This window comes from Streptomyces sp. NPDC003032, from assembly GCF_053591415.1.
This window is the reverse complement of record NZ_JBSFTT010000001.1, coordinates 127,458-153,257: the sequence shown is the minus strand read 5'-3', so window position 1 is coordinate 153,257 and position 25,800 is coordinate 127,458. Positions and strand designations below refer to the sequence as shown.

Annotated in this window: 32 protein-coding genes and 2 pseudogenes; 1 reads left to right on the top strand and 33 read right to left on the bottom strand. The window is 62.3% G+C overall.

Translation table 11 applies throughout. The annotated features are described in order from the left end of the window. Window positions 1–161: 161 nt before the first annotated feature. A pseudogene (locus ACWDZ7_RS00805) lies at window positions 162–233 on the top strand (SCO4848 family membrane protein); the annotation flags it as partial. Window positions 234–649: 416 nt separating this feature from the next. Here the strand turns inward: ACWDZ7_RS00805 and ACWDZ7_RS00800 are convergent. From ACWDZ7_RS00800 to ACWDZ7_RS00640, 33 genes and pseudogenes are all read right to left on the bottom strand, one after another. Beyond that, window positions 650–844 carry a hypothetical protein gene (locus ACWDZ7_RS00800; protein WP_451793775.1) on the bottom strand — a complete coding sequence of 65 codons (195 nt, stop codon included), beginning with the start codon at window positions 842–844 and terminating at the stop codon, window positions 650–652. Between the two features lie 426 nt (window positions 845–1,270). After that, entirely contained in the window at window positions 1,271–2,440 is a 1,170-nt protein-coding gene (locus ACWDZ7_RS00795) for a helix-turn-helix domain-containing protein (protein ID WP_451793774.1), read from the bottom strand. 93 nt (window positions 2,441–2,533) lie between these two features. After that, window positions 2,534–2,917: a hypothetical protein gene (locus ACWDZ7_RS00790; RefSeq protein WP_451793773.1), complete on the bottom strand. Its 384-nt coding sequence runs from the start codon at window positions 2,915–2,917 to the stop codon at window positions 2,534–2,536. Between the two features lie 109 nt (window positions 2,918–3,026). Beyond that, complete coding sequence (locus tag ACWDZ7_RS00785) at window positions 3,027–3,836, bottom strand: hypothetical protein (protein ID WP_451793771.1); 810 nt, start codon at window positions 3,834–3,836, stop codon at window positions 3,027–3,029. Window positions 3,837–4,621: 785 nt separating this feature from the next. After that, a complete protein-coding gene (locus ACWDZ7_RS00780) occupies window positions 4,622–4,828 on the bottom strand; it encodes a hypothetical protein (protein ID WP_451793770.1) in 207 nt (68 codons plus the stop codon). Window positions 4,829–4,898: 70 nt separating this feature from the next. Next, window positions 4,899–5,222: a hypothetical protein gene (locus ACWDZ7_RS00775; protein ID WP_451793769.1), complete on the bottom strand. Its 324-nt coding sequence runs from the start codon at window positions 5,220–5,222 to the stop codon at window positions 4,899–4,901. Further along, the gene (locus tag ACWDZ7_RS00770) at window positions 5,219–5,446 is read right to left on the bottom strand and encodes a hypothetical protein (RefSeq protein WP_451793768.1); all 228 of its coding nucleotides are present in this window, start codon (window positions 5,444–5,446) and stop codon (window positions 5,219–5,221) included. The genes ACWDZ7_RS00775 and ACWDZ7_RS00770 overlap by 4 nt, the downstream gene beginning before the upstream one ends. 272 nt (window positions 5,447–5,718) lie before the next feature. Further along, on the bottom strand, window positions 5,719–6,036 hold the full coding sequence (locus tag ACWDZ7_RS00765) for a hypothetical protein (RefSeq protein ID WP_451793766.1): 318 nt from the start codon (window positions 6,034–6,036) through the stop codon (window positions 5,719–5,721). 53 nt (window positions 6,037–6,089) lie between these two features. Continuing rightward, on the bottom strand, window positions 6,090–6,494 hold the full coding sequence (locus tag ACWDZ7_RS00760) for a hypothetical protein (protein ID WP_451793765.1): 405 nt from the start codon (window positions 6,492–6,494) through the stop codon (window positions 6,090–6,092). 36 nt (window positions 6,495–6,530) lie between these two features. Continuing rightward, window positions 6,531–6,616, bottom strand: a pseudogene (locus tag ACWDZ7_RS00755). A 6-nt stretch (window positions 6,617–6,622) separates the two neighbouring features. Beyond that, the gene (locus ACWDZ7_RS00750) at window positions 6,623–6,823 is read right to left on the bottom strand and encodes a hypothetical protein (RefSeq protein WP_451793763.1); all 201 of its coding nucleotides are present in this window, start codon (window positions 6,821–6,823) and stop codon (window positions 6,623–6,625) included. A 47-nt stretch (window positions 6,824–6,870) separates the two neighbouring features. After that, window positions 6,871–7,260 carry an endonuclease domain-containing protein gene (locus tag ACWDZ7_RS00745; RefSeq protein ID WP_451793762.1) on the bottom strand — a complete coding sequence of 130 codons (390 nt, stop codon included), beginning with the start codon at window positions 7,258–7,260 and terminating at the stop codon, window positions 6,871–6,873. Beyond that, window positions 7,158–8,177, bottom strand: coding sequence for a hypothetical protein (locus tag ACWDZ7_RS00740; RefSeq protein WP_451793761.1), 1,020 nt, complete (start codon window positions 8,175–8,177; stop codon window positions 7,158–7,160). The genes ACWDZ7_RS00745 and ACWDZ7_RS00740 overlap by 103 nt, the downstream gene beginning before the upstream one ends. A 480-nt stretch (window positions 8,178–8,657) precedes the next feature. After that, window positions 8,658–10,589 carry a DNA polymerase gene (locus ACWDZ7_RS00735; RefSeq protein WP_451793760.1) on the bottom strand — a complete coding sequence of 644 codons (1,932 nt, stop codon included), beginning with the start codon at window positions 10,587–10,589 and terminating at the stop codon, window positions 8,658–8,660. 93 nt (window positions 10,590–10,682) lie between these two features. Continuing rightward, window positions 10,683–11,165: a DNA (cytosine-5-)-methyltransferase gene (locus ACWDZ7_RS00730; RefSeq protein ID WP_451793758.1), complete on the bottom strand. Its 483-nt coding sequence runs from the start codon at window positions 11,163–11,165 to the stop codon at window positions 10,683–10,685. A gap of 70 nt (window positions 11,166–11,235) precedes the next feature. Continuing rightward, entirely contained in the window at window positions 11,236–11,757 is a 522-nt protein-coding gene (gene dcm / locus ACWDZ7_RS00725) for a DNA (cytosine-5-)-methyltransferase (RefSeq protein WP_451793757.1), read from the bottom strand. An 88-nt stretch (window positions 11,758–11,845) separates the two neighbouring features. Continuing rightward, complete coding sequence (locus ACWDZ7_RS00720) at window positions 11,846–12,130, bottom strand: hypothetical protein (RefSeq protein WP_451793755.1); 285 nt, start codon at window positions 12,128–12,130, stop codon at window positions 11,846–11,848. A gap of 59 nt (window positions 12,131–12,189) precedes the next feature. After that, window positions 12,190–12,525 (bottom strand): hypothetical protein, encoded by a 336-nt coding sequence (locus tag ACWDZ7_RS00715; RefSeq protein WP_451793754.1) that lies wholly within the window; start codon window positions 12,523–12,525, stop codon window positions 12,190–12,192. After that, on the bottom strand, window positions 12,522–15,020 hold the full coding sequence (locus ACWDZ7_RS00710) for a phage/plasmid primase, P4 family (protein WP_451793753.1): 2,499 nt from the start codon (window positions 15,018–15,020) through the stop codon (window positions 12,522–12,524). Before ACWDZ7_RS00710 ends, ACWDZ7_RS00715 begins: the two co-directional genes overlap by 4 nt. Window positions 15,021–15,067: 47 nt before the next feature. Continuing rightward, window positions 15,068–15,571 (bottom strand): HNH endonuclease, encoded by a 504-nt coding sequence (locus tag ACWDZ7_RS00705; protein WP_451793751.1) that lies wholly within the window; start codon window positions 15,569–15,571, stop codon window positions 15,068–15,070. Between the two features lie 269 nt (window positions 15,572–15,840). Next, on the bottom strand, window positions 15,841–16,185 hold the full coding sequence (locus ACWDZ7_RS00700; protein ID WP_451793750.1) for a hypothetical protein: 345 nt from the start codon (window positions 16,183–16,185) through the stop codon (window positions 15,841–15,843). Window positions 16,186–16,293: 108 nt separating this feature from the next. Beyond that, window positions 16,294–17,034 carry a recombination directionality factor gene (locus ACWDZ7_RS00695; protein WP_451793748.1) on the bottom strand — a complete coding sequence of 247 codons (741 nt, stop codon included), beginning with the start codon at window positions 17,032–17,034 and terminating at the stop codon, window positions 16,294–16,296. 151 nt (window positions 17,035–17,185) lie between these two features. After that, on the bottom strand, window positions 17,186–17,806 hold the full coding sequence (locus ACWDZ7_RS00690) for an RNA ligase family protein (protein ID WP_451793747.1): 621 nt from the start codon (window positions 17,804–17,806) through the stop codon (window positions 17,186–17,188). Window positions 17,807–17,900: 94 nt separating this feature from the next. Then, window positions 17,901–18,122, bottom strand: a complete 222-nt coding sequence (locus ACWDZ7_RS00685) for a hypothetical protein (RefSeq protein ID WP_451793746.1) — start codon at window positions 18,120–18,122, stop codon at window positions 17,901–17,903. A gap of 112 nt (window positions 18,123–18,234) precedes the next feature. Continuing rightward, window positions 18,235–18,384: a hypothetical protein gene (locus ACWDZ7_RS00680; protein WP_451793744.1), complete on the bottom strand. Its 150-nt coding sequence runs from the start codon at window positions 18,382–18,384 to the stop codon at window positions 18,235–18,237. A 48-nt stretch (window positions 18,385–18,432) separates the two neighbouring features. Then, entirely contained in the window at window positions 18,433–19,272 is an 840-nt protein-coding gene (locus ACWDZ7_RS00675; RefSeq protein ID WP_451793743.1) for a hypothetical protein, read from the bottom strand. A gap of 225 nt (window positions 19,273–19,497) precedes the next feature. Beyond that, window positions 19,498–19,728: a hypothetical protein gene (locus ACWDZ7_RS00670; protein WP_451793741.1), complete on the bottom strand. Its 231-nt coding sequence runs from the start codon at window positions 19,726–19,728 to the stop codon at window positions 19,498–19,500. Next, window positions 19,725–21,431 carry a hypothetical protein gene (locus ACWDZ7_RS00665; protein ID WP_451793740.1) on the bottom strand — a complete coding sequence of 569 codons (1,707 nt, stop codon included), beginning with the start codon at window positions 21,429–21,431 and terminating at the stop codon, window positions 19,725–19,727. Before ACWDZ7_RS00665 ends, ACWDZ7_RS00670 begins: the two co-directional genes overlap by 4 nt. Window positions 21,432–21,527: 96 nt before the next feature. After that, on the bottom strand, window positions 21,528–21,704 hold the full coding sequence (locus ACWDZ7_RS00660; protein ID WP_451793739.1) for a hypothetical protein: 177 nt from the start codon (window positions 21,702–21,704) through the stop codon (window positions 21,528–21,530). A 126-nt stretch (window positions 21,705–21,830) separates the two neighbouring features. Continuing rightward, complete coding sequence (locus tag ACWDZ7_RS00655) at window positions 21,831–22,397, bottom strand: deoxynucleotide monophosphate kinase family protein (protein WP_451793737.1); 567 nt, start codon at window positions 22,395–22,397, stop codon at window positions 21,831–21,833. Window positions 22,398–22,451: 54 nt separating this feature from the next. Then, the gene (locus ACWDZ7_RS00650; RefSeq protein ID WP_451793736.1) at window positions 22,452–22,634 is read right to left on the bottom strand and encodes a hypothetical protein; all 183 of its coding nucleotides are present in this window, start codon (window positions 22,632–22,634) and stop codon (window positions 22,452–22,454) included. A gap of 11 nt (window positions 22,635–22,645) precedes the next feature. Continuing rightward, the gene (locus tag ACWDZ7_RS00645; RefSeq protein WP_451793735.1) at window positions 22,646–23,419 is read right to left on the bottom strand and encodes a peptidoglycan-binding protein; all 774 of its coding nucleotides are present in this window, start codon (window positions 23,417–23,419) and stop codon (window positions 22,646–22,648) included. 66 nt (window positions 23,420–23,485) lie between these two features. Then, a complete protein-coding gene (locus ACWDZ7_RS00640) occupies window positions 23,486–25,207 on the bottom strand; it encodes a hypothetical protein (RefSeq protein ID WP_451793733.1) in 1,722 nt (573 codons plus the stop codon). Window positions 25,208–25,800: the final 593 nt, after the last annotated feature.

Below are 25,800 nucleotides of genomic sequence, written 5' to 3'. Positions count from 1 at the left end.
TCAGCAATGTCGCGGAAGCGAGCAGCAAGGCGGCTTTTCTGGAGGCAGGCACGGACGAGAACGTACAGGGCGCGGTCGTGGGCCCCGCCGCCGAGGTGCGCTGTGTCCCGTCGTCCCCACCCCGGCGGCGACGCGGCAGAGAACCTCGCGATACTGAACTCATGAAGCTCAGCCGCCCTGTCTCCTGGTTCCTGCTCGCCTTCGGGGTGTGGAGCTGGTTCATCTGGATCACTATCCAGTAGCAACAACCCTGTAGCGTCCGACGCGTGGTCTGTGGCCGGTCTGGGTGTCGTCCCCGCTTGGTCTTACGAATCATGACCAGATCATAGGGACTCACACGAAAGAGCCCTACCGGCACAGAAGTACTGGTAGGGCCGGATTTCGGGTCAACTAACCAGCGTTGCCCGTGTTGTCCTCGGAGCTGTTCCCGCTGCCCTCGGAGCTGTTCCCGCTTGGCTGGTGTTGCTCATGGTTTGAGTACCGCCTCCTTTGTGGCCCCGTCCCGACGTTCAGGGAGACGTGGGACGGGGCTTCCATCACCTTGATGTCAGGGTGCTGGGGAGCTGACATCAAGGGGCCTAAGGGGCCGTTCCCTTGGCGACCATGAGTGCCACAGTGGCGACCCATGCGAGAACGGCCACGAACCGGGTTACTTGGGTGACAGGGCTACGGGCGCAGCCGTCCATTCGCAGCCCCCGCCCTCGGGACGGACGAACGCCGTGGTTTTCGGGTGGCGGTTGTCCGGCGGCTCGTCCGGGTCGGACCAATCGGGAATGATCTCCCGCAGAATGCCGACGCGCTCACCATCCGTGACGCACTTGCCGATGTGCTCGGGGGTGACCATTACGATTCCTCCCGTTCGGCACGGCGCTGAGACAGGGCGCGGAGCGGCTGAGCAGGCTTCTGTGTCCCTGAGGGCGGGTCCAGAAGAATAACCAACTCCGGCGCGCGCAATTGCGCCTGGCGGGCTTTCAGGCGCTTCGTGGGGGCGCTCATGGGCACTGCCAATGCCGGTATTGGAGTGCTGGGCCGGCCGATGAACGGTCGGTAGCGATGCGAACGGCACGTTCTAAAGGCTTGATCGAGTTGTGGCACTGAGGGCACTTGTACCCGACCGGGGCGTAGGTCACGTACTCCAACTGTCGGGCGTCAGTGCTGAGTTGCTGCGTCATGGTGGCCCCCTTGCGTCTGTCTAGGAAACCACCATGGAGCGACTCGTTACGCACAGTCTGTGGCACTTTCACAATCCGTCAGTGCGAAGTGCCACAAGCTACAGCGGAAGCCCAACAACATCGGCCATGGTCCGCATTTCCGCTGTCAACGTCCTGCGCCCGTGGATCACCCGACTGAGGACAACCCTGGCGAAGCGTTGGTGGGGCAGCCATTCGGGACTGTCAGCGCTGATCTGCTCCAACTGGTTAAAGGCTTCGGCGTAGTTGCCCGTCTTGGCATACGCATCACCCATGACCAACAGATGCCGGTTTCGGTTGTTGGAAGTGGGTTTGAGACTGTAGGTCGGTACGTGCTCAGCGATGCGGAGGACCAAGTCCGGCCGTTCGATGATCCCCGCGTTCTCAGCCGCTTTGAGTTTGACTGTGGTCGGCCCGAACGTTCGTAGCCAATCGTTCTCCGGGGCGTACTCCCGACCCAGCGCAACAGCCGCTGCTGTGGCGAGTTTCAAGGCATCCTCAGCGTCTCCGGGCTGCTCGTTGCGCACGGCCGCAGCGGATACACGTAGCAGCATCCACCCCCACGTACTCAGCTCTGCCGGGGTTGCGCGGGACATGCGCGGCTCGACTTCGTCGGCCCAGCGCACAGCCATGTCGTACGCTTTGTCCAACTCGCCCTGACGCAGCCGGAGCCAGCACAGCGTGTTGACCGTGGCCGCACCTTCCATGCGGTCCGCAGCATCGTCTAGGGCACGTTCCAGGGCAGTTTCAGCGGCGCGGAACTGTCTCGTCTGGACCATGAGCCATCCGGCGAGCTGCAAAGCCCGCACGCGGACGCTCCGCCCCTCGGGTCCAAGCGCATCGGCGTCTCGAAGCAGTGGCGGCAAGATCACGGACAGGGCCGCGAAGTGGTCTCCAGAGAACAGGGGTTCTGCGCTCCGTAGTGCGTCCTGCACACCGCTGACGGTAGGTGGTTCGTCGTCTAGGCCGGGTGCAACCGGCGGACGTTCCAGCGCACCCCTGACAGCCTCCCAACGGTCCACGGTCCCAGCGTCCGCGTCTTCTGCGGTCGGGCCCCCAGCAAGCCGCATGGTGGGCACCTTGAGCGCTCGTGCCAACTTGCGCAGCGTCTCTAGTCGCGCACCTTGCCGTTCGCCTTGTTCGAGCTTCCGGATAACCGAGAGAGAAACCCCCGACGCGTCCGCCAACTCGCGCTGAGACAACCCGCGCCTCTTGCGCGTCTCCTTGATGTTCTGCCCAGCATTACGCATGGTTCGAGAGTAGGGCGGATGGGCTGGCCGTGAACATGGAAGAGCCCCACACCAGCCGCCGGAGTGGCAGCTAGCGCGGGGCCGCATACGTCGCTACGCGCAGAACGACGACTTCACGATGGCAACGATCTTCGCACCCTGCTCATCCGTGAGCTGTCCGGCGGTACCGCCACTGAAACGGTAGTTCGCGTTCTTGGCCATGGTCGCGTCGTCCTTCTTGGCCCGTACGTCGCTGCACACGTTCCGAGATCGGTTAACGGCGCGCTCTTCATCTGCGGCAAGCTCCGGCTTGATGTTGCGGAGCCCGGTCACGAGTGCCTTCGTCTGTGCTGCGTCCGGCGACGGGATGGCAGCCGGCGCAGCGGCCTTCGTCGGGTCCTTCGGCTTCGCGTCTGCCTTCGGCTCGTCAGCCCCTCCGCAACCGGTCAGCGTCAGTGCGGCAACGGCCGTGATCGTGAGTAGCAAGGTGTGGCGCATGGTTCCCCCCATGTGCGTGTTCTGTACAGGAACCGCGAACGTTAGCTCATGGGTACGACAAAGCCCCCGCACCAACCGCCACATAGGCAGTCAGCACGGGGGCGCATGGTCAGACGCTCAGGGCAGCGTCAAGCTCCTTGTACTTGCGTCGGATGGTGGCAGGGTGGCGCGTGGCAGCCTTGCCGACTTCGTCAGGGCTGAGTCGGTGTCGCCAACCCTTCTCAATGATCTCGTCGGCTTCCTTGTTGCTCAACCGTGCGGGCTCGTCCGGGGGCTCAGGCTCAGGCTCCGCGAACTTGGCCCGGAACGTGGCCTCTTCGTCCGCCGTGACGCTCGGCGGGAAGCTGAGCGGGTCGGGGGCGCTGACGGTCTTCGGCGGGTTGTGGCCCACCATGCGGGCAGTGCCGGTCATGGGGAGGATCATCGGAGCGGACTCCGCGTACGCGGCCTTGAACGCTTCTGCCTTCGTCGCCTTGCGCTCCGCGTCGGCAAGGGCAGCCATGTAGACCGGCCCAACTTCGGCGAGCAGCATGACGAGCGCCGGAGCGATCAAGTGCACGGCCACGCCGACCGCATCACGCGCTGAGACGCTGAGCCACACGTTCAGGAAGACGGAGCTGAGACCGGTAAGCCATCGGAAGGCGACCGGCCACGCTCCAAGCTTCGTCACGCCGTGCCGGGCAAGGGTGCTCTCAGCGCTCAACGCCATGATGAACGCCGCGTCAACGATCAAGCCGAGGACGAACCCGGACCACTGCCATTCGCTGTGCGCGCTGACGAACGGTGTCGTGGTCATCAGGCTGTAGAAGACAAGCCCAGTGATCAGGAACCACCGTCCGGCGGTCAGTACGCGTCTCGTGCGTCTGATCGTCTTCTCAGCGGGGGACAGCTTCGGCTTCTCAGCCTTGCCCATCTGCATTGCTCCTAACGCGAGTTGACGTGTTGTCACTCGGTATGGAGCGGAGGGGATTCCCCAGTTACGGGCGTGGCGGGTGCGGCACAGACACGGCGGGAACTCCCTCTGCGATCAGCGCTGATGTTGCGTCGTACACGACCCAGGGTTCTGCCTCAGGTGCGTATCGGCCAAGCATGGGTTCCCATCGCCATTGGTACTGCGCTACGGGCCTGCCGCTGTGGGTTCCGTGTGCCACGAGCCGAAAGCGCGGTGGGCCTCCGTTGATGAGCGTCTGAGCGACGGCAACGCCGTAGGCGAGCATGATCCGGGTTACGTCCTGGTCGCAAAGCACGTGTTCTTGCCCAGCGGGGTTGAGGCTCCGCGTTGGCACCCACCGCCAGTCACCGTGGGTTGTCGGTACCGGAACCTCAACCGTGATGTCAACAGTCGGTGAGCTACGCCACACCATTTGCAACCACCCCTCACGCTGTGTGCTTATCCGGCCGCGTACACGAATGGCCGACTTGTGGGGGGCAGCCACGTACACGTATACCCCCCTGTCACATGCGCAACGCAAGTAGTTACGTGTGACCACCACCAAACGATCTTGATGGGCCGATATGCGCACGTAGGTACCCCTCCTTTCCCTGTTCAGGAACGGTCCCTTCCGCTCGCTCGAACAGGTGTCCGAGAGTACGCCTAGCCATCCACATATGCCAGACCGTTACGCATCGTCACTGCTTGTGCGTTTGTGAAACTGAGGGGACGAGAAAAGCCCCCCAGTTTCCCGGGGGGCTTCTCCGTGTGGGTCAGACCTTCGCGTAGCCGATCTTCTCGTACCGCTTTATCTCGTAGGAGTACGCGTCTGCGGCGTAGTCGGAGCCGAACCCCTCAGCGGCGTAGTCACAGCTCCAACCGGTGATCTCAACGTCGCCGGCGAAGCTTCGCACGGTGAGAACCTGCCCGTTCAGCTTGATCTCTACAGACTTGTTCTCGTCGATCTTCGTGAGCTTCACAGCGTCTCCCCTTCGGCGTTTTCGTGCTTACGAGGGAACCATAGCCTACTCTTAAGAGTAGGCACAAGCGTTAGCGCTCCTCTTCGTAACACGTCGTGCGAGTGGTCGGCCCGTTCGGGTTCACGCCCGTACCGGGGCTCTTCGGATTCGCCGGAGTCTTCGGCACGGGCGGCTTGTTCAGGTTCGGCTTCGGAGCGGGGGCAGGTGCCGGACGCGGGGCGGGTGGAGCCGGGACGCTGACAGCCACGCTCGTGTACGTGTCACAGCGCGTGTCGTCATCATCGTCAGCCGCGCAGCCGACCACAATAAGACTGCCCACGAGCGCGACCGAAGCGGCGGCAGCCACCTTCGTGCCGAAGCCCATCTTGTTCTTGTCCTTGCCGTACGGGTTCATGCGTCGTTCTCCTCAACGTTGCGGTAGTTGACGCGCGCCTTCCATGCCTCACTGATCAGCGTGTGAAGCTCTCGGAAAGCGGCAAGCTTCGCGGGTCCGTACACAAGCTCATTGACAAGCTCTCCGTGTCGGTCCCGGTCTCCCCAGTGGTCTGCCATGTCGTCCAGCACGTCAACGGCAGCGGGGCTCAGGGTCAGGAACGGGTTCGGGTTCTCGTTCGCCATGCCCTTACCGGAGCGGAGGGGATTCCCGCCCAGCAAAAGGCCGGTCAACCTACTCTTGAGAGTGGGCTGACCGGCCGCGTGTCATCCCGGAGGGGTCTCGCCGGAAAGGAAGCGCGCAAGAGCGAGCACGTCTTCCGGGTATGCGTCGTTGACGGTCGTCGCTTCGCGGATCAGGCGCATTGCCACGCGGTACGTGTCTACGCGCTCAGCAAGGTCTTCCGCTGTCCGCTGTGCTCGTGACGTGAGAACGGGCGGCTTGAACTCCGGGGTCGTCACCGGAGGCCGCGCGCAACGAACGACTGATATGCGCGTTCCTGCTGACTCATGGTGCGTCCGGTCGGTCGCGTGGTGGCCGTCCTGTAGTGCTCGTAAGGGGCTTCGCGAGTCACACGGGTGGACTTCTCCTGTTCGGCTGCCGTGTCGTTCAGCCACGCGGCAAGCTCACGCATCTCACGCGGAGACAGCTTCGCGCGGTCGTGCGGCACAGCGAGAGACGCAATGCCCGGCTCACTGTCCTTCGTGAACGCAACGACGCGCTCACCGGTCTTCGTCTTGAGCACGGCCTTCGTCTCGCGAGTGACGTTCAGCATGGGGGCTGTCTCCTTCATTCGGTTCGGTGACTAGGGGTTAGAAGGGCTTACGCTCATGCGTCCGCCCAAAGGGGAAGCTGTATGGGCTTGAACGGCTCGTGTCCGATCAGAGCGGCATCTACCTTGCGGAACACGACCTGCCCGAAGCGACCGACGCGGTACGAGAACTCAGGGGCTTCGTACTCCCACACGTGGAAGCCGGCGGAAGCCAACCGGTCCCCGAAGTCCTCAAACCAGCTGTTCAGGTCGTCCAGCGAAGCGAAGCCACAGACTTCGTCGTCGTTGATCGTGTTGAGCAGTGAGTCAGCTTGCGGCGACGGGTGGCGTGCGTCGCTGTGTCGCCAACCCATGCCGGTCAGCTTCTCGTATTGGTCAAGGGGGACGTTCCGGCATGTGTACGGGCCGGAAGGAAAGTCCTTGTCCCGTGCCGTTACGTGTGCCACCCGCCAAACCTTCACGGTGCGTCTCCTGATCGTTGCGTGTGTGGCCTTACGTGCCCCCGACGGGATTCGAACCCGCGTGTTCCCGTGCACCCATGCGGGCTCCGGATTGGGATGCTCTTCCGTTGAGCTACGGGGGCTGTGCGTCAGACAGACGACTTGATGCGGCAGGCGAGAGCGTCAGCACGTCGGAGGGAAGCGAGCATGGGAAGCGCATTCGTACGGCTCTTGCGCACAGTGCTGATCGCGTCGCCGGTCGCGTTGTGGGTCACGAACTCAACGCCCATGCGGTACGGCGTCGGGTAGGTCTCAACGTGTCCGCCGGTCGGCAGGTTGTAGGTAGCCACGGTGGTTCTCCTTCGGTCTGTTGCCGGTAATGGAGCGAAGGGGATTCCTACCGATCAACCCGGCGGTAATCCGTGTCACGGGTGAGGTAGGCGGCAGCACGAGCAAGGCGTTCGGGATCGTCCTTGAAGTGGCCAAGCGCGAGATTGCAGGAGTGGCAGAGAACGCCCCTCACACGGCCTGACGAGTGCTCGTGGTCAATGGGGTGCGGCTTCTCTTCGGCCGGCGGAGGGGGAGCGGCGCAGATGTCACACGGTCGGGCTCGCAACTCCAGTGCTACGGAGTCCACGAGCCCGTACCGTCCCGCACGGTTCCAAACCGCGTAGCGGGGACGTGTCACGCAGCGGCAACCTTCTTGCGCGCGTTGTACGCGCGCTTCTGTGCCGCACGCTCCGCCGGGTTGTCCTTGCGGAAGCGCTTCGTGGCCCCGCGCTTGCATGACTTGCACTGAGACGCACGCGCCCCGGTGGCCTTGTTGCGCACGTAGAACTCGTCAATGGGCTTAGCGATTCCGCATGCCTTGCATTCCTTGGCCTCACCGGTCTCCGCTTCCGGGCTACCGCCCAGGTACAGCGTCTTGAAGTTCTTGCGCGCTTCGTCTCGGACGCTCTCCACAGTCGCGTACGTGATCTCTGCCGTGTCAGCAAGGCCCCGGTGGTCGTCAGCGCCGATGCACGGGAAGTCTCCAATGCCGTACTCCGCCGAAAGAATCGCTTCCTGTTCGGTGGGGAGAAGGTCAAGGGTCTCGTGCACCCGACGCTTGAGTTCCCGCTGACGCGTGGACAGTTCGTCGTTCGCCTCAGCGCGGGCAGCCGCGTAATTCGTCTCAGCAAGGAGCATGGACCACGTGCGGTCTCCGCCCTCCGACGTGAACGACGCGACCGGAGCATCAAGGTACTCAGCACCCTGCCAAGAGATGCGAGCGGCGTACGCGGTCTCGGAGGTCATACGGTGCGCGCCCATGACTTCCGTCAGGGTGCACAGCCGCTCAGCTTCGTACGGGTCTCCGGCAGCCATGCTCAGCGCCTTCTCGAACTCAGCGGCAATCGAGCGGCTGACGCCCTGACGCGTAACGGTCTTGCGCTCGTCGCTGAGCTTGCCGGAAACGGTCCGGTCCATGAAGGTGAAGAACTCCGCCACGGACGATCCCTTGAAGCGGCTCAGCCCCTCCCACACGGCCACCCGACCCACCTGGGCAAGGTCGTCCATGAGGTCAGCGTCCGTGCGTCCGCCGGTTGTTGCGTACCGTCGGGCGAGCTGGGTGACGCGTTCTTCCGTCGCTTCAATCACTGCGGTGACCGCTGCTATGTCGTTGTTCTGAGCGTCGGCTATCTGCTGAGCGGTGAGGTCAATCACGGGGAATCTCCTTCGGCGGGGCTTCGCTCCGGAATGGAGCGGAGGGGATTCCCACCGAAGGAGTCAGGGCGTTTGCCCAGGTCAGAGACCTGTTTTGGGCATAGCTCCGCCACGGAATGGCGAAATTGGGTGTCACGGCCTGAGCCCCGTCGGTGGGCTTTTCGTGCGACGGGGCGTGATCAAGGCCGTTCGTCGTGGTGCTCGTTGAACGTATGACAGTGCCTACTCAGAAGCAATGTTCTGAGTAGGCACTGAACTTCAATACGACCACGTGGCCGGACGAGCCGGAAGGGCGGTTTCTAAGGCGCAACCCGGGGCTCATCCTTTGGGATGACGGTTGTACGTCCCTCATAACAAGGGGGTCACCTTCGGAACGAAGGGGTGAGCCTTAGCTTGCCGTCAGCCCACTCTTGAGAGTAGGCAGGGAATCGTGACCCCGTCGTGACCTAATCGAACGGGGCGCAGAAACGGAACGTAAGTTCAGGCAGCCTTCGTGTACGCCGCTTGCGGGTTCGCCGCGTACCACTCGTCCTGAGCGATCAGAAGGTCAGGCAGGTACTTGCCCTTCGCATCCTTCATGTACAGGCTGCCCCAGCTCCGCCCCCCAACTTCGGCTTCGGAGCTAATCGGAACGCCGAACAAATCGAACGACATGCAGCGCTCGAACTCACGGGCAAAGTCCTGAGCTTCCCGCGCGGGGACCGACGCAAGGACTTCGTCATGAATCGGAAGCTTCATGTAGTCGAGAAGCCCGGCCTCTTCCATGTTCAGCATGGATTGCCCCAGCACGTCACGCGCTGCCGACTGTGATTGGTAGTTCACAACGGCGTACATGCGGTCACGGTCAAGCGGCAGCCGGCGACCGGTGACGGACACGGTGACGAGCCCGGTGTTGCGCGCTTCCCGCTGCCACTTCTTGGACGCGCGCACGATCTCCGGGTAAGCCCGGTCGTACGCAGCAATGGCCGCGCGCACCTGAGCGATAGGCGCACCGGTCTGCCGTGCGATCGTCTCCGCGCCACCCCCGTAAACCTTGCCGAAGCCGATTCCCTTGCACAGCTTGCGGTGAGCCTTCGTGAAGTTCGGCCCGAACACGATTCGCGCCGTGAAGTCGTGCAAGTCCTCTCCGGCATTGATTGCCTGCTTCATGCGCTTCACGTTCGCGAGAGCGGCAAGCACGCGCATCTCAACGGCAGCGAAGTCGGTGCTGATCATCACGTGACCGGGGTCAGCGAGGAGAGCGCGCCGGATCATGTAGTCAGAAGAGGGCAGCGTTTGAAGCGCAGGCTTCGTGATGCTCATCCGCCCCGTGCGCGCGGCAAGGGTCTGTATGTTCGGGTGACAGCGACCATTGGCGTCAAGGTTGTTCAGGAAGGTGTCCGCGTACGCGCTGACCCACTTACCGGCACGCTTCGCGCGAAGGACAGCGTCAGCAAGTGGGTTCGGCTTCCGTCCCCCTACGCGCTCCCAGTCACGGTCAAGGTCCGCAAGGTACTGAAGAACGGTCTTGTCTGTCTTGAGCGCACCACCCTTCGTGTACTCAGGCGCACTGTTGCCCGGAAGAACCATGTCTTCGCCCATGGCAAGAAGGGCTTCGGCGACCTGGGCACCGGAGTTGACCGACTGAACGCCGTACCGGGCGGCAATGACGCTGTGCTTCGCTTCTTCTTCGTGAAGCTTCGTGCTCAGCGTGGACGCATAGCCTTCGTCCAGTACGATTCCCGCACGCATCATCACTGAGCACATGCGGGCAATTTGGTGTTCGTAGTCCACGAGCGATTGACGGACGCCGAGACGCACAAGCTCAGCGGTCAGGATCGGGTCAAGCCGTGCCGTGTAGATCACGTCAAGGCCGGCGTACAGGTTGTATGTCGGGTGGTCCAACGGGATGTTCCGCCACCCGGTCTCTTTCGTGAACCCGAGACCGTTGAACACTGCGGTGAGGTCTCCGGCAGTGTCCGGCGCGTTCGGGTCAATGTAGTGCCCAGCGTTGGGCTTGAGCCCGGTCCCGATACCGCCCTTATGCGGCTCACGCGGGTCAATGAGCGTTGCCTTGATCTTCGTGTCAACAGTCTTCGGTGCCAGGATCTCAAGGGCGAACTCTGCGTGTTCGTCCAGGACGAGCCAATCGAACGGCGCGTTGTGGATCTGGAACGCCGGAGCCATGCGCAGTACGTAAAGCGCTGCTTCAACGAAGCGCCCCCCACGCTCCCAGTGGATTACCCACGCTGTCCACGCGTCACCGAACTGAATCGTCCGGAGCCGGTAGTTCGGGCTGAAGATGTCAAGCCCGGTGGTTTCTGTGTCCAGCGCGATCGGCCCACGGAGAGCGGCAGTGCGCGCCCATTGCATGAACTCACGAAGGTCGCTGTCGGTTTCCGGGATGTTGATTCGGACCGTTTCACCGGCCACGTCATGGAAGTAAGTCCTCAAGGTGTGTCCCCTAACGCCAAAAGGGGCCAACCCACTCTTGAGAGTAGGCTGACCCCTTGTCGGTTGCGTGTCTTACAGCTCCGCGCGGTGAGCGTCCAACTTGGTCTTCAAGTCACGGAACGCGTAGAACGCTTGATGTGGCACGACCCCGTTGCCAATTCGCTCCAACTTTTCGCGGTGGCTGAGCCCCGGGACGTTGGTCACCCAGCCCGGGTCAAGGCCCATGAGCCATTCCGCGAACTCTGGGCTGAGCTTCACGCCACCGCGTGGACCACGAATGACGGGCACCGGTGCCGCTGTCTGCCGGATCACTTCCCACCGGTACACGGCCGGACCGAACACGCCCCACCACTCAGCGGGGGAGTGCGGGCCATCGTCGGGCAACTCGTCTTCCGGTGACACGTTCAGCAAGAACACAACTTCGTCTTCAAGCGTTGGGCCGTGTCCACCTGCCTTGCGCTTGTCCGGGTGCTGGGCCGCTCCGTTGCTGCCAAGGTTCGCGGTCGGTGTCTTGAAGAGAACGTCAGCGCGGTCACGCGGGAACAGGCGAGCCACGGCGGTAACTAGGTCGTCCCCACCTGCCCCCGCACGGTCGCGCTTCGCGTAGTCGGGTCCCCGGTTCGCGTCAGCTACGGTCGGTGTCGGAAGCAGTGGCAACGCAGAACCACCGTTCGCGCATGTGGGGCGCTCCAATGTCGGAAGCTCGTATAGCTGTCCAAGCAGCGTCATACCCGACTTCGTGAAGCGATGTGAGCACGCTGCCTTGTCCCCGATTTCGGAGTGCTCCCACGTTCTCCAAGTAGACGTATCGCGGTCGAATGATCCGTATGGCGTCAGCGATGTTGAACCAAATTCCGGAGCGCTCACCCTTGATCCCCTCACGCCTTCCGGCATTCGAAATGTCCTGACACGGGAAGCCCGCAGTGATGGTGTCTACTTCGTCCGCGTGCTCGTGCCACGGGGCGTACCTCACGTCACCGATGTTCGGTGCGTCAGGGAAGCGCCACGCCATGACTTCGCACGCTGCCTTGTGGACTTCGGCAACGTGAGTGACCTTGTCTCCGGTGAGCGCTTCTACGGCAAGCCCAAGACCGCCGTATCCCGCGCATAGCTCAAGGATTGGCACCGTGTGCCCCTCCACTCTCATTAGGTGTTGGTACCTGCCTGAGAGCGGAGGGGATTCCCACCAAACGAAAAGAGCCCCAACCCGGGTAGGTTGGGGCCCCGTTCAGGGGTCAGAGAACAACGATGTCTCTGCCGAAGTGGCGACGTGCTGCCATGGTGGCGCGCGTCCTCACCTTGAGCGCCGGAGCTGCCACGAACTCACCTTCGCCGTACACCTTGCGCTGCTCATCGTCAGTGAAGAAAAAGAGCCCACCACGCTCAATGACGAACCCAATGAGCGCACCGGGAACGTACTCAGCCTTCGTCACGTCGCGAAGGCTGCGAGTGTCAGCGTCGTACGTGGTGCCGGCGTAGGTGCGGACGGTACGGGCGTAGATGCTGGCAACGATGTTCACGGTTGGTCCCTTCGTGGTGTTTCCCGCTGACAAGGGAGACAGTAGCACGGTGCCTACTCTTAAGAGTAGGCACAATCGGTTGCCAGAACTTCCGAAGTCACAAAATGACCGGGCGCAACTTCGGTCATGTACTTCGCTGGGTCGCTCGTTCGTGGGGCTCGTGGCTTCTGGGTCATCTCAGCCCAATGACACTTTGGTAGCCGCGCCTGACGTGCCATCTTGTCTTTCATTTCGTCCGGCATGCTGTCCGGCAGTGCGGCGCGGCGCATCTCAACGAGCGCAGCCTTCACGCGCTTCGTGTGCTCCTTGTCGAGTTTGGTCGGCTGTAGCCCCTCCGTGCGAACGATGCGCTCACCTACGCCCCGCACGCTGAGCGTCGTTTCGCGGTAGCTCATGCGCCACCACCAAAGATGCCCGGTCCCGTGGACATGTCCGGCTCGTCAGCCATGCGCACGCCGACCAACGCGTTGCCCTTCGCTACACGCTTGCGGGACACACCGCGCTCTTCCATGGCGGAGAAGAACGCTCGTCGCGTCCAACGCTCCTTCTGCGGAAGGTTCTCCGCTTCGCACCAATCCAAGTAGTGGTTGAACGCGTCCCCTCCGAGCATCACGTTCGATGCGTCACCCTTGACAAGCACAGCGGGAACCGAAGGATCTTCGGAGTAGAAGCCGGCGAGAGCATCCGACGTAGCGCGGTAGTCGCGCGTAGCGTTCGTGATGGAGTCAGGGTCACGAAGGCCAGACGCGTACCACTCGACTGCACCACGCACAGCCCACGCCACGATCCCGGCAGCCTCAGCAAGAAGCTTCTTGTCAAGGTCGTAATCCCGCTCGTGGGGAGCGAAGTACCGCGTGAACGGCACGAGCTTGACGCGTCGCCAAAGCCCTTCGTCCTGACCCTTGAACCGGGGCTTGTGGTTCGTGGCAAGCATGATCAGGAAGGTAGGCGCGAAGGTGAAGAACTCCTGCCTCAAGAACCTTGCGGTGACCTTGTCCTTGCCCGTGACGCGCTTCAGCACGGCTTCACTCATGGGCTTGCCGCTCTCACCTTCGGAAGCCATGACGAGCCGCGAACCCCGAAGTGCGGCAATGTCGTTCGGAATGCCGCCGCTGCCCTTGTCCTCAAACGTGGCGAACGGTGTGGTCTTCGTGATGTTCCCGAAGACGCTCGTCAGGGTGTCCGTGAAGACGCTCTTGCCGTTGGCACCCTTTCCCCAGAAAACACAAAAGCACTGCTCAGATGTGTTGCCCGTAATGCCGTAACCCGTGATGCGCTGCATGTAGCTCACGAGATCGGCGTTGCCCGGAAAGATTTCCGTGAGGAACTGTTCCCAGCGGGGGCACAGCGCGTCAGGGTCGTACGCAACGGGTAGCGAGACCGTAAGCATGTCGTGTTTGTCGTGTTCCCGAAGTGCACCGGTCCGAAGGTCCACCACGCCGTTGCGGAAGCTCAGAAGGTGCGGAGCCGCGTCGAACTCGTCCGCGTTCACGTACACGCTGGGCACGCTGCGAAGCTCCGTCATGAGAGCGTCAATGCGCGTCGTCATGGTGAACCCGCGTGCTTCCTGAGCGTTCCCGGCAAGGACGAGTGCAGCGCCCATGCGGTGAATCTCCTGACGAACCTTATGCTCCGAGCGCTCCCACGTAACGCCGTTCCACGTGTGGAAGCCGAGACCGGGCGCGTACTTGATCCGTCCGTCAGACCACGCCACGAGCGCATGAGCGTTCATCGCGTCAGACTCGCCGTACGTGCGGACAAGGTCAGCGAGGATATCGGCAGCGTCGCGCCCCTGATCGTCGGACACCGTGACAGCACCGGTCCGCCTTGCCAACGTCGCCTTGCGCTGGGAAGCCTCAGCAACAGCACGGTCGACTACCGGACGAGCCGACTTCACGGCACCGTGCATGAGCGCGGGGAAGTCGTCGCCGGTCGTCTCGCGCCACTTCGTCAGGTCAGTCTTCGGCCCCAGGTTGGGAAGCGGCAGCGCGTAAACCTCAATGCCAAATTCCTTGAGACCGTCAGCAAGCGCACGGTTGAAGCGCTGTCCGGCTTCGTCGTTGTCTCCGGCGGCAATGACCTGGGAACCCGCGAGACCGGCGGCAAGCTCCGCGAGAAGGTCAGGGCTTCCGGCAAGGGATGCGCCACGTATGCATACCGCGTCGTACCCGACCGCAACCGACGTGAGCCCGTCTCCGGGACCCTCAGAAACGATCGTGACGGAGTACCCGCCGGAGCCCTTGAAGACGCCGTACTGACCCCACCGAAGCCCTTCGGGGTTGCTCAGGGACAGCCACCGACCCGGGCAATGTCCGCTCAGGTCTCGCCCCTGCAAGCCACGGGTGACCCCAGCGAAGTCGTTGAGCGGGACCGTGAGCCGGGGGAACTGACGGAAGCCACGGGAACGGTAGTTGCGGGCTCGTCCCTCGCTGTCCGTGTAGTCGAGACCGGGAACGCGCACGGCGTCACCGTCCACACCAAGCATGAGTTCCGCTGCTGTCTCCGCATCAAGCCCGAAGCGGTCAGCAACGTACAGGCGCGCTTGTGAGTCAACTTCGCTGTCTCCGAAGCGGAAACGCTCGTTCGTCGCGTCCACGTACATAGCAAGCTGAGCGGTGAGAGCGGTACCCACGAGTTGGGGCTTCTCCTTCGGAACCGTGAGACCGTCACCGGTCGCGCTGAAAAGGTCGTTCCAGTTGAGCCGCGCGGCAACGCGAACCTTGTTGGTCTCGCATCCCGCACGGCAGGTGAGGCGAACCTTGAAGTCGTCTCCGCGCCAAATCCGAAGGGACGGACGGGAATCCGCGTGTGCGGGACACTTCGCGAGATAACCCCCGTCCGCCTCAGCGGTCACTTCACCGAACCGTGCAAGAACGTCTTTGAACTCCACGAGCCACCGTCTTTCCTTGGGTGCCCGTGCTTGAGCGGAGGGGATTCCTACAGGCTTCGCCGCTTCAACGCACAAGTGGGTTGGTGGTAGAAGCCGACCCCCATGTGTACTTCTGCTTCACAGTCACAAGCCACAGCAGAGGCGAACGTCAAAGCCCACTCCGCAAGCGTCTTCGCACCCTTGCTCAGGTTGCAGCCGGCGCACGCGGGGAGCATGTTGGAAGCCTTGTCGGCTCCGCCCTTGCTCAGCGGGTGGACGTGATCCATGTGCGTTGCCCGCTTGTCGCAGTACGCGCACCGGTAGCCCCAACGGCGCATGATCTCGGTACGGCTGTACGTCTCGTGCTCAACGCCGTACTCCTTCGCGCGCTTCTTGTGGGTCAGCTCGTGGCGCTTGTCCGGCGGCAGGGACGCGTAATACTTCTTGCGGTGGTCCGCTGCACGCTTCCGGCGGCATGTGGCGCATGAGCTTGACGGACGCTTCGCCTTCCCGGCAAGGAACTGTTCAGCGGCCTTCGCTCGTCCGCAGTGCCGACAGATCTTGTTAGCCACGACGGACCCACCTAACGTCAGCGCCACGGGAAACGGCGCTCATGACCGCGTCCGCGTACCGGGCTCCGTCCTTGCGCTCCGTCCACCCCTTGCGGAGAAAAATGCTGTCTCCGTCACCGAGAAGGCGCACGTCCCCCAGCGCCGGAGCCTTGTCCTTGTCAATCAGTACGGAAGCCACGGCTCCCCCTTCCTACCTACTCTTGAGAGTGGGCTGAAACGACGAAGGGCCGGACAGCACCCGTGTGAGTACCGTCCGGCCCTTGCCGTGCCTAGCTGTCTTCGCCCTGTTCGCCCGTGACGTTCGAGCGCAGAAGGCGCGCATGAGTTGCCGCTACGTGTTCAGCCCGTAGTGTCTTGCGCGGTTTCTCCGAACGGCTATCCGTACCGGTCGGCTGCACCTTGAGCATGGGGAACTTGCGCCCCTTCACGCGGACGAAGTACGTGAGTCGAACAATCGCGTCCGACGCGCGTACTCCGTTCCCTTGTCGTGAGGGGTAGTTGACGAGATCGCCCGGGTACAGGGGTTCGCCGGCATAGTCAGCGACCACGCCACGTTTACCCATACTCGGGATCACCGGTCTCTTCCTGAACGCCGAAGCGAACGCGTCGCTCATGCACTACGTGCGGGATCATCTCCGGGCGCCAATTCCAAAGAGGCTGCCTGATCTCGTCGTCAGACGCACGAGCAAGGACGGCAGCCGCTAGCTCCTTCTCGTCCGGGCTCACCGCTCGTCGGCAATCGCGTCGTTGTACGACTTCTTGACGCGGATCACGGGCTTCGTGTAGGAAACGGTCTTGCCCTTATCCTTGCCCTTCGTGAGTACGAACTCCACGTACTCAAGCTCAAGTTCAGCAAGAACCGGACCACCCTGACCGATGCGGGCAAGCGCGTCTTCCGCTTCGTGCAGAACGGCCATGAGCGTCCACGAGCCAGTCTGAAACTTGAACTCCCCAAGCTCCGGGTCGTCGGCAAGCTTGAAGGTGACCACGATGGAAGGGTTGGGTCCATCGTCATCCTTCGCCGCTGCCTTACGGAGCGCGAAGAGGGACGGGCAACCGCATTCGCGGCCAACCTTCTCTTCGTCCTTGTGGCTGACGAAGTTGAAGCCGTCGCAGTGGTGCTTGAGCTTGCCGTTGACCCACTGCTTCATGTCCCAGTGGATGCCGTCCGCCTCAACGATGACGGGAATCTTCGTGGCGGACGTGAACACGTCAATGAAGTTTTCCGACGTGCTCTCTTCGTTCTCAACGGGAGTACCCCCGAAGAGCTGAGCGGCGGCTTCGGCAACTTGCTTCTCACCGGTACTGAAACGCCATTCCGTCAGCGCGACCGGCACAGTGTTACCGCGCTCGTTCACCTCAGTCGCGCCGGAGTGGAGCCGACCAACGGAGTCATCGGAATAGGTCTGACGCTCCTTCGGCTTGTTGTCTTCGTCTCCGGCCCAAATGCTCTTGCTCGCCATGCATTCCCCTAGGAATTGAGGGAACGGCGGAAGGGTTGAAATTCACCTTCCGCCGTTCCGTTGCTCTCTGCATAGGCGCTAGAGCCAAGGGGATTCCCCGCACGCAAAAGCCCCCTTGCCGACCCGTTAAGGCCAGACAAGGGGGCTCGTCTTACACGGTTTCCCACTTACCCGCGTCGTTGTTGTCAAGGGTCACCTTGAACACCTGCCGCGTCTGTGAGTGGAAGACGCAGACACCTTCCGGGTTCATGAAGCCGGGGGCAGCCACAGAACCACTGATCTTGAGTTTCCCAAGCGCCACCCGAATACGCGTCTCACTGAACTCACCGTGGTAGAGCACGGGGGCAGGCTCAACGATCGCGTTGCCGAGACGAACGTTCACGTCCTTGTGCCGGTCCGTGTTGAAGAGCGAGAAGCGACGGTCAGTCAGGCCGTACCCGCGCTGAATGCCGGAGCCCCACCACTCACCGAAGTGAAGCCCGGCGCCCAGCGCACGAACGAGCCCTTCGGCGTTCTCTTCCACCCATCGGGCAAAGCCGAAGTTGTCCGCGTCAAACGTGATGATGCGCTTCCGGGACTGAGCGCTGAGCACGTACCGCGTACCGTCCACAACGAGCGTGTACGCGTTGCCGGGGAAGGAATCCCACGCATCACCGGGGGCAACCGCGCTGATATGGATTGCCGCGTTGGTCCCGTCAAGCTTCTCCGTAACGACGACCGTGCGGAACAGGCGCGGAGTCTTGGGCCATGCCGTGAACTCGTGTGTAGTCATGCTCTTACCGGAGCGGAGGGGATTCCCGGGGCGGACACACGAAAGCCCCCCAGCGCCCATGAGTGGGTCACTGAGGGGCTAACAAGGGGTGGAGCTAGTTGGACTTGTTCACGCTTACCGAAGCCGTCAGAAGCCCCGTGATGACCACGAGAAGCCACGCCTCACCGAACCCGATTGCCGGTACGGCCGAACGGATGCTGTGCCACACGCCGAACAGCAGCATGACCAGCCACGGCACGAGCATGATGAGCGCCACGAGAACCACGAGTGCGCCCATAAGGCTGGCTACCTTCGCCGTGGTGTTCCGCTTCGCCATTGTCTTACTTCCTTCCGTCGGGGTCACTGGGGCTTGAGCGAAGGGGATTCTCAGCCCCCGCACCTTCCGCACAGTCCCGACTTCTGCGGGTTGCAAAGACAGTTCGGACCGGTCACGCGCGTGTTTGCTCCTTGCTGCCGAGAAGGGCATTCAGCTTCGTATGGACAGCGGCAAGCTTCGGTAAGTCAATGCCCAGCTCTCGCGCCGTGTTGACCGCATCGGCGCACTCGTTGATCACGTCGACGGTTTCGTCAGACTTCATGTGAAGACTGAACTCATGCATGCGGCTCGTGTGCGTAGCGATCATTGGTCAGCCCCTCCGCTGCGTACCGGTGACGAGTCGGCTCTTGCTGGACGCGATCGGCTTGAGGACAACGCGCCGGCTCAGGTCACGGTCCCAATTGAACGTGCCACGGAGACGAAGGAATTCGGCGAACACTTCGTCATCAATGACGACCGGCTTGAAAGCCCACTGAGTATCCGTGATGTGCAGTACGGCCGCACCGTCGAACTCAGGCATGGGGGTGCGGTTGCCGTCCGGGTCAAGCATGAAGTCTGCGTTGGCGTACGCACTCAGTTGCAGCGCCACGTCCGGGTACGTCGCCTTACTGGTCTTCCAGTCACCCATGATCAGGTGACGCTTGCCGGAGCGGTCGGGGGTGGGGTTGCCTTCGTCGTCAAGCCACACGTACATGATCACGTCGAAAGAGCCCGCGTACTTGTGCGTGTCCGACCACGCCACGTCTTCGGCCCTGACAAGCTCCGGGTTCACGGCTGCCAGGAACTCAAGGAAGTGCTTCTTGTACGGCTCAAGATCCTGGTGGACGCTGTACACGGTGTCACCGCGAATCAGACGCTCGAACAGGTCGTGAGCGTTGCTGCCCACATCGGCCCGAACCTTCGTGTACCGCCGGGCAGCACCCCGGAGATAGTCAACGGCTCCGTCACGGTCGCGCGCTGCCATCTGCGACACGAAGTCAATGGAGTCAACCGCAAGCTCAGCGGTCATGCGTGCGTTCCACGGGCCCAAGAAGTTCTGCTTGGGCAGCATACCGATAACGCTCGTCACGCCCGGGTACACGTTGTCCGGGAACGCCGTGTTCAGGTAGAAGCGACTGCCGCCCCTGTAGATAGTGCGGATCTTACTCATGGTGCTGTGCCCCTTCCGGGCTCAGGGATTCGTTTCCACTAGTCCTTGAGCGGAGGGGCTTCTCAGCGGCAGGTGCAGAAGTGCACGTTTGCATTGCCGCTGGGTTTAGCTAATAGATCTCTATGGTTGTTCCTGGGATACTTACAAATCTGCACTTCTACATGACGAAGCCCCGACCCCTTCCGCTGTGGAAGAGACCGGGGCTCACGGAGCGTAGCGAGTCGGCTACGTCTTACGGTTACGGACTGCCGCCTCAGCTTCGTCCGCCGCAGCGATCAGCTGTGCTGCAACATTGCGTGCACCTTGGCTTGTCAGTTCCGTAAGAATCGGTCGGTCACGGTCCCGCCGGTCAGTGACGAGCGACGTGAGGACCACCGTGTCCGCGTTGGCCGTTGCCTTGCTGAATCCGGCGCTCACATCGGTCAGCGTTGCTGTGTACTCCTGCTTGCCGCTCACAGCTTGGCTGCTTCGCCGGCGAGAACGGTCACGAGCGATTCGAGCTGAGACTTGAGGTCCGCCTTCTCGTCGTCGCTGAACTTGCTCGTGTCCTTCGTAACGTCCGTGATCAGCGTCCGACCCAGCGAGACGAGCGACGAGCTGACTTCCTGCCGCTCCGCACCCTCAAGCTTCTTTACTGCCCGCGTGACGCTCGTCGTGAGCTTCTGAGCCCGCTCGACCTTCTCGGCAGCACGCTGCTTCGGGGTCTTCTCCGGAGTGGCCTTCTCCGTCCATTCAGCGGGAATCTCGTCCGTGATCCCCTTCGCCTTCTCCTCAAGCTCCTTGACCTTCGCTTCAAGCGCGGCCTTGTCGTCCTTCGAAATGTCGTCTTCGTCCAGGCCGTCACGAGCGACTTCAAGCTCACTGCGTACCGTGTCGAGCTGCTTCACGCGGTAGTTGAAGCGCTGAATCTCCGTACGGCCGTAGCGCGGCAGCGGCATACCAGCTTCCACGTACACGCGGTAAATCGCTTCGGTCAGGTCCGCCGGAGCGTCCGGAAGTTCCTTACCGGCGGCGCGCGCGTCTTCCTTCGCGTCCATGAGAGCGGCAGCATCCGGGAACCACTCACGCGCGGTCTCAAGGGCAGCGTCCGGGTCCGGGGAACCGGCGAAGTTCCGGAGCCAGTCAACGAGAATGTCAGCCATCTTGTTTTGAGTGGCCTTCGCAAGCGCGTCGTGAGCGTCGTTCGTCTTCGTGTCCGTCGCTGCGACACCTTCACGGGCGCCCGTGTAGACGAGACCGGCCGCGTTCTTCGTCTTCTTTTCGATCGCGAGAAGGTCAGGAAGACCGGAAGCGTTGTGCGTCATGCGAAGACGCATCTCAAGCATGGTGCGCGCGACGGTCTCACCGACTTCGGAGAGCTTGAGCCCGTACTTGACGCCATCCTTGAATGCCTTCTGTGCCTGCTTGACGAGATCTGGAATGCCCTCAATTTCCATCGGGTCCTCTGCCTGACGGACAACAGCAGTGGTCGCGGGTGCGGGCGCTTCCGCCGGCTCGGGGGCAGCGGCGTTCACCACAGCGTCACGAGCCTCACGCATGTCACCACGAAGGCTGTTGCGCCTCTCAGTGGGAACCTTGCGAACGATCTTCTCGGCTTCGTCGTACAGCTCCTTCGCCTTCTCCGCTGCGTCCTTCGCCTTTGAGTCAAGCGCCTTGATCTCGTCCACCTTCGCGTGAACGTCAGAGATCAGTTCGTCGGTGTCCTTCTTGGATGCAGCGGCCATGGTGTTGTTCTCCTTCGGGTAGCTGTAACTTTCGCCGGTTTCCCGGTTGCTGATCGTGATGGTTACGGACGACTCGCGAAGGCGCGCGGTCTCAAGCATTTCGTCAGCCGCACGCTCCGCGCTCTCAGCGTCGTAGTGCGCGTTACTGGAAGCCTTGTCCTGGGAGGCGTACTGAAACGTGAGTCGCCACGGAAGTTTTGCGCCAGCCTTCGGCATAACCTGTTCTCCTTCGCTGCCTGACGGCTCGTCAGTGATCATCCTAAGTGCAGCCTTCGCGCACTGCGTACACGTGATGTAAGGGGAGTGAGCAAGCCGGACGGTCGTAATCGGCTTCTTGCAAAGCGTGACCGTGTCGGTGTCCTGGGCGGCGTGGACGACCTTACCCTTGCCCAGATAGAACGTGCGGTATCCGGTCGGTGCGGTCACTGCGGTCATGCTGGCTACCCCCGCCTTGCTCACTCTATCGGAGGGGTCAACCCACTCTTGAGAGTAGGTTGACTCCCGTTATCAAAGTTTTACCGCTTGTGCGAATCAGGCGGTAAGCGTCTCAACCTCTTCGTACGCTCCGAAGGTGAAGCGATCGGCCCCGTTCTTGATTTCGGTCTTCATGGTGTACATGTTCGACGCAATGCACTTCGCCACCATGAGCCCCGGTGCCTCCGTGACGATGATCTCCCCGTACGTGACATCCTTCGCGCGCTTGAACACTGTCGCCCCCTCCGTGTTGTTTCGACATGACGGAGACTACTCTTGAGAGTAGGCACATGCAACTCTGGGGTCGCGAAAAAGCCCCCCACCGACCAACCCGAAGGCAAGTCAGTGAGGGGCTAGGCGTCAGCGTCGGGGGAGAAGCAGGCTGTCGACGATCCTGTTCAGGTCGTCCAGCGTGCCCGTGTTGCCGATCGTCAGGTCAGGGTTCACGTAGTCAAGCTCTGTCTCACTGTCGTGACCGGCGTTCTCCCCAGCTCCGGCACCCGGACGCGTGACCCTGATCAGCGTGAAGCCACGTTGCCGCAACGTGAGCGCTTCGTTCTCGTACCGCACGTCCGTGACGACGACCGGCAAGTTCCACTTCTCGGCAGCGCCCACCTTCCGCATGGCGACGCGAACCCAAAAGTCTTCGTCGTGCAGCCGAACGGTCTGGCCGATGGACTGCAAGAGCCGTCGAACCTCCGGGTACCGCTCCTTCGCGTACTCCCAACCAACGTCGTTGATCAGCGCAGCAAGGCGGACCACGATACCCGGGCTTGTTTCAATGAGCGGGTTCGTCTGTAGCGCCATGGCCTTAAGCGGATCAGCGAAGGCAACCCGCGTGTACGCACGACCATGCACGAGCCGCTGAGCAACGCTGTCCTTGCCGCTCCGTGCCTTGCCGATCAACCCGACGTGCTTGTACCGCATCGTTCCCCTTCCGGCGGAGTGTGTCTCACCGGAAGGGGAGCGGAGGGGATTCCCCTACACGCCCAAGAGCGCGTGAAGTGCAGTCATGACCGCTGCACCCGGGAAGTCGGGCTTGATCGCGGTCACCGCAGCGACAACACCCGCAGCGAAGGCAATGATCTTCGCCTTGTGCTTGCCGACCCACGCGAAGACCGCGCTGACTGCCGACACTCCGCCGGCCTTGCTGTGCTCACCCATGTTCGCCCCTTCTAGACGTTCGGCACGCGGAGCTTGTCCCACGTGCTCTTACCGGGCCAACCGTCAGCGTCGGCACCCGTGTAGCCGTTCTTCCGCTGCCACTTCGCGTACGAAGCCCTGTCAGCGTCCGTCCACTGAGCCCCCGGGCCGGACTTGTACGCCGAGCAGCCGACCGCGACGAGCCGCTTGCCCATAGCCGTGACGATTGGGCTCTTCGGGTTCTTCTTGAACCACCCGTCACCGGGGAAGGGCTCGTACTTCGTGGGCGGCTTCGTGGGAGTGCTTCCGCCGACGATGGCCTTAGCTCGCTTCACGATCTCCGGAAGCTGAGCGACGATCTTTGAGCCAGGGCATTGAGTGTGCCCACCCCACGCCGATCCGCCCATGCCATGCCAGCCAAGACCGCGCCCGTTCGGGCCCGACGCAACCTGAAGGGGTACGCCGTAGGTCTTGTGTGCCCACGCGAGAACCTGGGCGTTGCGGTCGAGCTGGGAGTCAGTCAGCTTGTCTCCGCCCTTCCCCTCGTTCTCAACAGACAGCCACATGCGGTTGCCGTTGCCCTGGGCCCATGCACGGTTGGCTGTGTCGACCCACTGATACAGCGCACCCGACTTGCCCGTACCGAAGTGCGAGGAAGCCTGAGCACTCGGGTTGCGGAACCAAGAATCAGTACCGGGCAGCGTGCCCGCCATGATGTGAACGACCACGCCATATACAGCCTGCTGACCGCCGGATGTGTAGTTGACGGAAATCGGCTTCCAAGTGGCACCACTGAATCGAGCCATGCGAGCCCCTTTCTGGGCATGCAAAGGCCCCCCGGTCGAGCACCAGGGGGCTAAGTGAGTTGGTTGTTAGGTGGGGTTGAGGGAAGTCGGATCGTTGAGACCGCCAACGGTTCCGGCGGGAATGACGTTCGATACGCTGCCGGTCACGCGGTTAAGCGAGACATTGCCGTGTGAGCCGTCCTCAATGATGTTGATTCCGTTCACGGCTCCGGCCTTCGCGGCGCGAATCAGGTTCATGTGGATCTGCGGAGCGTCAGCGGTAACCCGTATTCCGTCGCCTGCATACGCGCTCACGATGTTGTCTGAGATGACGATTCCACCCGCTAGCGTTGCGCCGCTCAGTTGCTCAACTTCAATCGCACCGTACCCGGAGCCGCCAACGTTGTTCAGGACGTTGTCAGTCACGAGCACGCCGTCACACTTGGACTTGCCGGATGTGACGCGAATGCCGGACCGGTAGGTTGATGGTGCAGCGCTGTAAATCGAGTTGTTCGCAATCACCGACTCATACCAGTCGTACGCGCGAATGCCATATACCAGCGTGTCAGCGATCGTGTTGTTCACGACGATGATGCGCCGGTATTCACCACCCGCAATCCCAGCGTGCGAACCGACAAGCGCGCCCCATGCACCGTTCTTCGGGGACGAGCCGACGTGGCACTTATCCACCACGACGTTGTGACTGAACGTGTTGTCATACGGAAGTCCGCCCTCAAGGCCAACGTCACCGAACGCACCATCAATCTGAATGGCTTCGGTGGTCTGTGGGCTGTCCGGCTTCGGAACGCTGCCCTCAAAGCGGCAGGCGATTACGCGTGCCCCGTCGATAGCATTCAACTCGACAGCGTGGTTGTTCGGCTGGTCAATCACGCGCACGTGTTCAAGCGTGATGTTCTTGCCATGGGCAAACGCGAACATGTTCCCAGCGCCCACCTTGGCAGGCGCGTTGCCGTCCCACGTACCACCCGATATACGGATGTTGCTATGTCCGCTGTGGCCGGAGTTCGATTCTGTACCGTCGAAATTCTGCACGAGCCGGTTTACGCCCATGGTCAGTCCGCGCCGAATCGTCGCGCCACTACTGCACTCAATGGTGATGTTGTCCTTGACGTACAGGCAGGGTGCAGGCCACGACCCATACGCGGAGTCCATCAAATAGGTTCCGCCCGGAACTCTCAGCGTGCCACCACCGAGAGCAGCGAGAGCGGCAAGAGCCGAACGGAACACCGGAGCATCGTCGGCTGCACCGTCCCCCTTAGCCCCGTGCGCGCGCACGTCAATGTGCCCGTCAGCGCTGCCGATTGTGTGGCGCTTGCCGTCCGACTGCACCACCTTGAGTTGGCCGGCCTCGCTGTAGACGATCGCTGTTCCGGAAGACGCGGCCGGAGCACCCGTCACGTTCCGTAGGGCAACAGCCCCGTTGACCGTGAGTCTTGCCGCAAGGCTGTTCGTACCGACACCAACGTTGCCCGTAAGTCGACTGGCGAACAGCACAGGGGACTTGCGAGCCCCCGCGTCCGTCCAGTTGCTCAGCTCGAAGTTCGAGCCCGCGTCTCCGCCCGACTCAGCCGCGTCACTGACATTGACCGCCCACCGGTTAGCCCCTGCCGTCTTGAACGCGAAGGTGCGTTCTCCCGGTCCGGCGGTCGTATTCAGCGAAAGGCTTCCGTTGTCGATCTGACCGCCAGACTTGGAGAGCGCGCCAACGTCCCCCGAAGCCAGCACAATGTTCGGCCCCAGGTGGCCATTCACGCTGTCGACGGAGCCGTTACCCGGGTCACCCTTCACACCCTGGGGTCCTATGGGTCCGGCCGGTCCCTCTGGCCCTTCCGGCCCTTCCGGTCCAACGGGACCCATAGGGCCGATTACGGGAACGTATGTGGGAGTCGTTGGGTCCGCCGGAGCCACGTCAGCAAGGTCAACGGGTCCTGATCCCTTGGGCAGGATCAGCGCATACGTACGAGCCCCGGTCACACCGGTCAGGTTCTCCTTCACCGTGTAGGACCAATCCGAAGGGTTCATACCTTCGTTGTCCGTAGCGGGAAGCGTCACCTCAAACTTGCCATACTCGTCCAGACGCGCGACAACCGGTCCGGCTATGAACAGGTCAGAGTCAGGGAAGGTCAGAAGCGGCGGCCCCGTGAAGGTAACCGACCCTTGTAGCCCCCTGCCGTCCGGTCCCCGGTACTGCCCGTGAACCTTGACGGTCGCAATGCTCGGGGGAAGCGGATATTTCTCACTGGGAAGCGTCATCTGTCCCCCTACTCAGAAGTCGGTCAATGTGCGTACGAAGCTCACGGTTCTCGCGCCGTAGCTCGTTGACGGTCTCCGTGAGCCGACTTAACTCACGCTCAAGACGGTCAGCCCGTGCTGTCTGCGCC

What these genes read in the sequence shown, in the direction of transcription:
- ACWDZ7_RS00800 (WP_451793775.1), bottom strand. Translation starts at nt 844, where the DNA reads ATGGTCACCCCCGAGCACATCGGCAAGTGCGTCACGGATGGTGAGCGC.
- ACWDZ7_RS00795 (WP_451793774.1), bottom strand. Translation starts at nt 2,440, where the DNA reads ATGCGTAATGCTGGGCAGAACATCAAGGAGACGCGCAAGAGGCGCGGG.
- ACWDZ7_RS00790 (WP_451793773.1), bottom strand. Translation starts at nt 2,917, where the DNA reads ATGCGCCACACCTTGCTACTCACGATCACGGCCGTTGCCGCACTGACG.
- ACWDZ7_RS00785 (WP_451793771.1), bottom strand. Translation starts at nt 3,836, where the DNA reads ATGCAGATGGGCAAGGCTGAGAAGCCGAAGCTGTCCCCCGCTGAGAAG.
- ACWDZ7_RS00775 (WP_451793769.1), bottom strand. Translation starts at nt 5,222, where the DNA reads ATGAACCCGTACGGCAAGGACAAGAACAAGATGGGCTTCGGCACGAAG.
- ACWDZ7_RS00770 (WP_451793768.1), bottom strand. Translation starts at nt 5,446, where the DNA reads ATGGCGAACGAGAACCCGAACCCGTTCCTGACCCTGAGCCCCGCTGCC.
- ACWDZ7_RS00765 (WP_451793766.1), bottom strand. Translation starts at nt 6,036, where the DNA reads ATGCTGAACGTCACTCGCGAGACGAAGGCCGTGCTCAAGACGAAGACC.
- ACWDZ7_RS00745 (WP_451793762.1), bottom strand. Translation starts at nt 7,260, where the DNA reads ATGCAAGCGCGGGGCCACGAAGCGCTTCCGCAAGGACAACCCGGCGGA.
- dcm (WP_451793757.1), bottom strand. Translation starts at nt 11,757, where the DNA reads ATGAGAGTGGAGGGGCACACGGTGCCAATCCTTGAGCTATGCGCGGGA.
- ACWDZ7_RS00715 (WP_451793754.1), bottom strand. Translation starts at nt 12,525, where the DNA reads ATGAGCTACCGCGAAACGACGCTCAGCGTGCGGGGCGTAGGTGAGCGC.
- ACWDZ7_RS00700 (WP_451793750.1), bottom strand. Translation starts at nt 16,185, where the DNA reads ATGAGCGACGCGTTCGCTTCGGCGTTCAGGAAGAGACCGGTGATCCCG.
- ACWDZ7_RS00695 (WP_451793748.1), bottom strand. Translation starts at nt 17,034, where the DNA reads ATGGCGAGCAAGAGCATTTGGGCCGGAGACGAAGACAACAAGCCGAAG.
- ACWDZ7_RS00690 (WP_451793747.1), bottom strand. Translation starts at nt 17,806, where the DNA reads ATGACTACACACGAGTTCACGGCATGGCCCAAGACTCCGCGCCTGTTC.
- ACWDZ7_RS00685 (WP_451793746.1), bottom strand. Translation starts at nt 18,122, where the DNA reads ATGGCGAAGCGGAACACCACGGCGAAGGTAGCCAGCCTTATGGGCGCA.
- ACWDZ7_RS00680 (WP_451793744.1), bottom strand. Translation starts at nt 18,384, where the DNA reads ATGAAGTCTGACGAAACCGTCGACGTGATCAACGAGTGCGCCGATGCG.
- ACWDZ7_RS00675 (WP_451793743.1), bottom strand. Translation starts at nt 19,272, where the DNA reads ATGAGTAAGATCCGCACTATCTACAGGGGCGGCAGTCGCTTCTACCTG.
- ACWDZ7_RS00665 (WP_451793740.1), bottom strand. Translation starts at nt 21,431, where the DNA reads ATGACCGCAGTGACCGCACCGACCGGATACCGCACGTTCTATCTGGGC.
- ACWDZ7_RS00655 (WP_451793737.1), bottom strand. Translation starts at nt 22,397, where the DNA reads ATGCGGTACAAGCACGTCGGGTTGATCGGCAAGGCACGGAGCGGCAAG.
- ACWDZ7_RS00650 (WP_451793736.1), bottom strand. Translation starts at nt 22,634, where the DNA reads ATGGGTGAGCACAGCAAGGCCGGCGGAGTGTCGGCAGTCAGCGCGGTC.
- ACWDZ7_RS00645 (WP_451793735.1), bottom strand. Translation starts at nt 23,419, where the DNA reads ATGGCTCGATTCAGTGGTGCCACTTGGAAGCCGATTTCCGTCAACTAC.